This window comes from Rhizobium sp. PDO1-076 (assembly GCF_000247475.1).
Classification (GTDB): Bacteria; Pseudomonadota; Alphaproteobacteria; order Rhizobiales; family Rhizobiaceae; genus Allorhizobium.
Map to the genome: position 1 here is coordinate 1 of NZ_AHZC01000089.1, position 7,082 is coordinate 7,082.

At 60.7% G+C, this 7,082-nt stretch carries 5 protein-coding genes and 2 pseudogenes; all 7 read right to left on the reverse strand.

The genetic code is table 11. The annotated features are described in order from the left end of the window. A partial coding sequence (locus PDO_RS06995) for an NADH-quinone oxidoreductase subunit J (protein ID WP_007599694.1) occupies positions 1-455 on the reverse strand: 455 nt, incomplete at its 3' end. Positions 456-602: 147 nt separating this feature from the next. Further along, positions 603-1,094 (reverse strand): NADH-quinone oxidoreductase subunit NuoI, encoded by a 492-nt coding sequence (gene nuoI, locus PDO_RS07000; protein WP_007599695.1) that lies wholly within the window; start codon positions 1,092-1,094, stop codon positions 603-605. Positions 1,095-1,133: 39 nt separating this feature from the next. Beyond that, a pseudogene (gene nuoH, locus PDO_RS07005) lies at positions 1,134-2,178 on the reverse strand (NADH-quinone oxidoreductase subunit NuoH). A 12-nt stretch (positions 2,179-2,190) separates the two neighbouring features. Beyond that, the gene (gene nuoG, locus PDO_RS07010; protein WP_007599697.1) at positions 2,191-4,272 is read right to left on the reverse strand and encodes an NADH-quinone oxidoreductase subunit NuoG; all 2,082 of its coding nucleotides are present in this window, start codon (positions 4,270-4,272) and stop codon (positions 2,191-2,193) included. 144 nt (positions 4,273-4,416) lie between these two features. Continuing rightward, entirely contained in the window at positions 4,417-5,106 is a 690-nt protein-coding gene (locus PDO_RS07015) for a hypothetical protein (RefSeq protein ID WP_007599698.1), read from the reverse strand. A gap of 22 nt (positions 5,107-5,128) precedes the next feature. Beyond that, positions 5,129-6,433, reverse strand: coding sequence for an NADH-quinone oxidoreductase subunit NuoF (gene nuoF / locus PDO_RS07020; RefSeq protein WP_007599699.1), 1,305 nt, complete (start codon positions 6,431-6,433; stop codon positions 5,129-5,131). A gap of 13 nt (positions 6,434-6,446) precedes the next feature. Beyond that, a pseudogene (locus PDO_RS07025) lies at positions 6,447-7,082 on the reverse strand (NADH dehydrogenase subunit E); the annotation flags it as partial.

The following is a 7,082-nucleotide window of genomic DNA, read 5'->3' on the forward strand; positions in this document are numbered from 1 at the left end:
CTGGAAATGAAGATGTAATTTGTGTAGAGCACGTCACCGAGCGCCTGGGTGTTCTGGCGTTCCGACAAAGCCGGGATCGGCAATGCAATAGCATCCTTGGCCGCCGGGCTGATGACGCTGCCACCGATCACGAAGACCAGCTGGGCTGCAACGATCAGACCGATCAGCGACGCCATCGGCGCATATTTCGCGGCACCCGCACGCAGCTCGGTGAAATCGATATCGAGCATCATGACGACAAACAGGAAGAGAACCGCCACGGCGCCGACATAAACGACAAGGAGGATCATCGCCAGGAATTCCGCGCCGGTCAGCAGGAACAGACCCGCTGCATTGACGAAGGTGAGAATGAGGAACAGGACCGAATGGACCGGATTCCGAGCCGATATCACCATGAAGGCCGAAACCACGGCGACAATGGCGAAGAGATAGAAAAAGAGAGCCTGAAGACCCATGTTGGTGCCTTTTCATCTTCCCCCGGACGAGGGCCCTGCCCCGCCGCCCGATAAGACATGACCGATATCCCCACCGGCATGCCCGTTACAAACATCAATGCTCTGGCGGGGCCGCGTGCCTCGCCCGAGCGACTTGATCCCTTGGGATCAGCGATACGGAGCGTCGAGCGCCAGGTTGCGCGCGATTTCGCGTTCCCAGCGGTCGCCGTTATCCAGAAGCCGCGCCTTGTCGAAATAGAGTTCCTCGCGGGTCTCGGTGGCGAACTCGAAGTTCGGACCTTCGACGATCGCATCAACCGGGCAGGCTTCCTGGCAGAAACCACAATAGATGCACTTCACCATGTCGATATCGTAACGCACCGTGCGGCGGGTGCCGTCGTTGCGGCGCGGGCCAGCCTCGATGGTGATGGCCTGGGCAGGACAGATTGCCTCGCACAGCTTGCAGGCGATGCAGCGTTCTTCGCCGTTCGGATACCGGCGCAGCGCATGCTCACCACGGAAGCGCGGGGAGATCGGCCCCTTTTCGAAGGGGTAGTTAATCGTCGCCTTCTGCCGGAAGAAGTAACGCATCGAGAGGAAGAACGCCCCGACAAATTCCTTCAGGAAAAGTGCGTTGATAGCCTGTGAAAGAGCAGCCATCCTAATCTCCTAATCAGCCGAGTTTCCGGGTGGACATGATCATGCCCAACCCATCAGCTTCAGCACGAATGCAACGATGACGACCATGGCGAGCGAGAGCGGCAGGAAAACCTTCCAGCCCAGACGCATCAGCTGGTCGTAGCGGTAACGCGGAACGAAGGCTTTCACCATGGCGAACATGAAAAAGACCATGGATGCCTTGAGCACGAACCAGATGATACCCGGGACCCAGTTGAGGAACCAGACGTCGACCGGCGGCAACCAGCCCCCGAGGAAGAGGATCGTGGTCAGCGAGCACATCAGCACGATGGCTGCATATTCGCCGAGCATGAACATCATGGTAGGGGGTCGAGCCGTATTCGACCATGAAGCCGGCGACGAGTTCGGATTCGGCTTCCGGAAGGTCGAAGGGCGGACGGTTTGTTTCCGCCAGTGCCGAAATGAAGAAGATGACGAACATCGGGAAAAGCGACAGCCAGTGCCAGTCGAGCAAGGATGCCGGAAGCCCCATCATCGTGCCGATGCCATTATGCTGCGCCATGACGATGTCGGTGAGGTTCAGCGAACCGACGCAGAGCAGGACGGTGACGATGACGAAGCCGATCGAGACTTCGTAGGACACCATCTGAGCCGCAGAGCGCAAAGCGCCGAGGAACGGATACTTCGAGTTCGAAGCCCAGCCGCCCATGATGATGCCATAGACTTCAAGCGACGAGATGGCGAAGACGTAAAGAATGCCGACATTGATGTTGGCGATGACCCAGCCATCGGCGACCGGGACAACCGCCCAGGTGGCCAAAGCCAGTGTCACGGCAACCAGCGGTGCGAGAAGGAAGACGCCCTTGTTGGCGCCGGCCGGAATGACCGGCTCCTTGAAGACGAACTTCAGAAGGTCGGCGAAGGACTGGAAGAGACCCCAGGGGCCAACGACGTTCGGGCCGCGACGCAACTGGACGGCTGCCCAGATCTTGCGGTCTGCGAGAAGGATATAGGCGATGAAGACGAGAAGGCAGACCAGAAGCAGAAGCGACTGACCGATCATGATGGCCGCCGGCCACACATATGTGGAAACGAAATTATCCATGGTCCCCTGCCCTTACTCTGCCGCAGCCTTGAAATTGTTGCGGGCCAATGCCGAGCACTCGGCCATGACGGCCGAAGCGCGCGCGATCGGGTTCGTCAAATAGAAGTCTTTGATCGGCGACGCAAACACAGACTTGCCCATCTTCCCGGCTTTTTTCGCCATTGCAGCAATATCGGCCGAAGAGCCCGGCGCGACTTCGTCGATCTCGGCGAAATGCGGGTAGGCCTCATAGAGCTTTGCGCGCAGCTGGGACAGCGAATCGAACGGCAGCTTCTTGCCGAGCACGTCGGAAAGCGCACGCAGGATGGCCCAGTCTTCGCGTGCCTCGCCCGGTGCAAATCCGGCGCGGTTACCGAACTGGACGCGGCCTTCGGTATTGACCCAGGTGCCAGACTTTTCGGTGTAGGTCGCGCCCGGCAGAATGATGTCCGCGTTGTGAGCGCCATTGTCGCCGTGGCTGCCGATATAGACGACGCATTTCGCGGTCTTGGCGGAGAAGTCGAGTTCGTCGGCGCCCAGCAGGAAGACGACATCAAGCGAAGACAGCATGTTGCCGGCGGCAACAGCGCCCTCGCCCGGCACGAAGCCGAGGTCGAGACCGCCGACGCGTGCGGCTGCCGTGTGCAACACGGAGAAACCGTTCCACTCGTCGGTCAGCGCACCAACTGCGTTGGCAAGCTTGGCTGCGTTGGCGAGAACGGCCGCGCCCTCAGCACCGATCAGGGCGCCCTGACCGATGATGATCAGCGGGTTCTTGGCTGCGGTCAGCTTTTCGACAAAGCTGTTCTTGCCGGAGACCAGTTCGGCCAGTGTCTCAGTGCCGGCACCGAGATATTCATACGGATAACGCAGGTCGCCAGCTTCGCCGATCACCGCGATCGGCAGGCCGCCACGGCGCCAGCGCTTGCGGATACGGGCGTTGAGCACGGAGGCTTCGTAGCGCGGGTTGGCACCGACGATTAGGATTGCGTCGGCGGCTTCGATACCTTCGATGCTGGAATTGAAGATGTAGCTGGAGCGGCCGCGCGACGGATCAAGTGCCGTCCCATCCTGGCGACAGTCGGTATTGGCCGAACCGAGCGAGGCAAGCAGCGACTTCAGGGCAAACATTTCTTCAACGGAAGCCAGGTCGCCGGCAACAGCGCCGATCTTGTCCGCCGATGTCGAGGCAACGGCTGACTTGACCGCAGCAAAGGCTTCCGCCCAGCTTGCCGGCTGCAGACGGCCATCCTTCTTCACGTAAGGACGGTCGAGACGCTGGGTCTTCAGACCATCCCAGATGAAGCGGCTCTTGTCGGAGATCCACTCTTCGTTGACCTGTTCGTTGACGCGCGGCATGACCCGCATGACTTCGCGGCCACGGGTATCGACGCGGATCGCCGAACCGAGGGCGTCCATGACGTCGATGGATTCGGTCTTGCCGAGTTCCCACGGACGGGCGGTGAAGGCAAACGGCTTGGAGGTCAGCGCGCCGACCGGGCAGAGGTCAACGACATTGCCCTGCAGTTCGGAGGTCATCGCCTGCTCGAGATAGGTGGTGATTTCGGCGTCTTCGCCGCGACCGATCAGGCCGAGTTCAGCAATGCCGGCAACTTCGGTGGTGAAGCGGACGCAGCGCGTGCAGTGAATGCAGCGGTTCATCACGGTCTTGACCAACGGGCCGATATACTTGTCTTCGACGGCGCGCTTGTTTTCGGTGTAGCGCGAACTGTCGATACCAAACGCCATGGCCTGGTCCTGCAGGTCGCATTCGCCACCCTGGTCGCAGATCGGGCAATCCAGCGGATGGTTGATCAGCAGGAATTCCATCACGCCTTCGCGGGCCTTCTTGACCATCGGCGTGTTGGTGAAGACTTCGGCCAGTTCGCCGTTCGGGCCGCCGCGGATATCGCGCACGCCCATGGCGCAGGAGGCTGCCGGCTTCGGCGGGCCACCCTTCACCTCGACAAGGCACATCCGGCAATTGCCGGCGACCGACAGCCGTTCATGGAAACAAAAGCGCGGGACTTCCGCGCCGGCTTCCTCACACGCTTGCAACAGCGTGAAATGATCCGGAACCTCGATCTCTTTGCCGTCGATCTTCAGCTTTGCCATATTCGCCTTCCTGCCTCACGCGCACCGCGCACTTTGCCGGAGTTTTCGCTCCGACTGGCTCAGCGCCGATCCGCAGATACAGCGCCCTCGCCCGTTCATTTCCCCCGGTCAGCCCCGTCGCCACCGCGCGGCCTGACCGTAAACTTATTTGCCTGAGCGGACCTTGCCGCCCGAAAGACGGCGGGCCTGCCCCGCCCAATCATCCCGCAGCACACGACCGTCGAGACCAATATCCTTGTCCAAGGCGGAAAGCGCCTCTTCGCCGAGATCTGCAATCTGGGCAAATCGGCTGATGCCCTTTCCGATCAGCACCTGCTCGAGCTTCGGGCCGATCCCTTCGATCTTCTTCAGATCGTCGGTCTTGCCAGACGCTTTTCCCTTGGCTTTCGCCACTGGAGCCGGAGCAGGCTTGTCCCCAGCCGAAACCTTGGCCACCGGCGTCTTTACAGCCACCGGCTTGGACGGCGCCGGCTTTGCCACAACACGCTTCACAGCCCTGACCGGAGCAGCTTTGGTTTTGGCCGATGACTTGACCGACTGCCTGGGCGTTACAGGCCCTGTCGGCTCGGTCGAAACCTGCGCCTCGGTTTCCTCAGCAGCTTTTCGATCTTCCTCGATCTTGCGTGCCAGCTTGCCGGTCGCATCCATCGCGCCCTGCAGAGAGCCGAAGAACAGGTTTGTCATATGCGTCGCAAGTCCGAAGCCGATAGCGGTTGCGGCCGCCATTGCGGCTGCCGAATTGCTCATCAGCGGGTTCAGTGTTTCTGCCAGACGAGCGGCATCGACCGGATCAACCGGCTTGCCTTCCCCCGTCTTGTCAGAACCGCTGACCATAGTCCCAAACCCTTCGTTCGCCTTACTCGGCGGCTTCCATGACGACGCCATGTGCGATGGCATTGCGTGTATACTGATCTATGCGCGCCTCGATTTCCGGACGGAAATTGCGGATCAGGCCCTGGATCGGCCACGCGGCCGCATCGCCGAGGGCACAAATGGTGTGGCCTTCGATCTGCTTGGTCACCTGGAACAGCATGTCGATTTCGCGCTTCTGGGCATTGCCCTTCACCATGCGCTCCATGACACGCATCATCCAGCCAGTGCCTTCGCGGCAAGGCGTGCACTGGCCACAGCTCTCATGCTTGAAGAAAGCCGAGATGCGCCAGATCGCCTTGATGATGTCGGTCGACTTGTCCATGACGATCATGCCGCCGGTGCCGAAGGAGGACTTCACTTCGCGCAAACCGTCGAAGTCAAGCACGACATCCATCATGTCCTCGGCCTTGACGACCGGGCAGGATGCGCCGCCGGGAATGACGGCGAGAAGGTTGTCCCAGCCGCCGCGAATGCCGCCGCCGTGCTTCTCGATCATTTCCCGGAAGGTGATGCCCATGCTTTCCTCAACCGTGCAGGGACGGTTGACGTGGCCGGAGATCATGAAAAGCTTGGTGCCGACATTGTTGGCTCGGCCGAAGGACGAGAACCAGCCGGCGCCACGGCGCAGGATGGTCGGAGTCACCGCGATCGACTCGACGTTGTTGACCGTGGTCGGGCAGCCATAGAGGCCCATGTTCGCCGGGAACGGCGGCTTCAGGCGCGGCTGGCCCTTCTTGCCTTCGAGGCTTTCGAGAAGGGCGGTTTCCTCGCCGCAGATGTAAGCGCCAGCGCCGTGATGGACATAGATGTCGATGTCATAGCCGAGCTTGTTGTTCTTGCCGAGCAGGCCGGCGTCATAGCACTCGTCGATCGCTGCCTGCAGGGCTTCACGCTCACGCATGAATTCACCGCGGACATAGATATACGCGGCATTGGCGCCCATGGCGAAGGAGGCGATCACGCAGCCTTCGATCAGCGTATGCGGATCGTGGCGCAGGATGTCGCGGTCCTTGCAGGTGCCGGGTTCGGATTCGTCGGCGTTGACGACGAGGTAATGCGGACGGCCGTCGGATTCCTTCGGCATGAACGACCACTTGAGGCCTGTCGGAAAGCCGGCGCCGCCGCGGCCGCGCAATCCGGAATTCTTCACCTCGTTGATGATCCAGTCACGACCCTTTTCGAGGATCTGCTTGGTTCCATCCCAGTGACCACGTGCCATGGCACCCTTCAGGGACTTGTCCTTGAGGCCATAGATATTGGTAAAGATGCGATCCTGATCTTTCAACATATCTCTTTACCTCTCAGCGCGGCTTCTTGCCGAAGACTTTGATGTATTCGGCTTCGCCACCCTTGGCGAGTGCCTTGGCCTGCTTGACCCAGTCGTCACGCTCGATGCGTCCGGAGAACTTCAGGTAGCCGTCGACCCATTCGCGCTCGGCCTTCTTCCACTTGGAAATCTGCTCGAACTTGTAGATGCCGAGACCGTTCAGCGTCGCCTCGATCTTCGGACCGACGCCCGAGATCATCTTCAGGTCATCGACGGCGTCGGGCTTCTCGATACCGGCCGGACGGTTCTTGTCCTCCAGCGAAGGCTTTTCGCCGCGGGCCGTATCGGCATTGTCACCCTTGACCTTGATGTTTTCCGCCGCAGCCTTCTTGTCGGTCGCGGGGGTCTTGAGCTTGGCATCGGTTTCCGGGGCGTCGGTGACCGGCTTTGCAGCGTTCGATGGCGGTACCGACGCAGTCGCGACAGGTGCCGGAGCGGATTCGGCGGGCGCTGCCGCCGGCGTGTCCTGGAAACGGATCGGCTCGATCGGATCCGTCAGTGCGGTCGGACCACCAGCTGCTGCCGAGAAAATACGATCGATCTGCGGACCGGGCTTGATGTCGGAGCCCTTGCCTGCATCAAAACGGTCGATGATGTGCTCGAGCGTGGG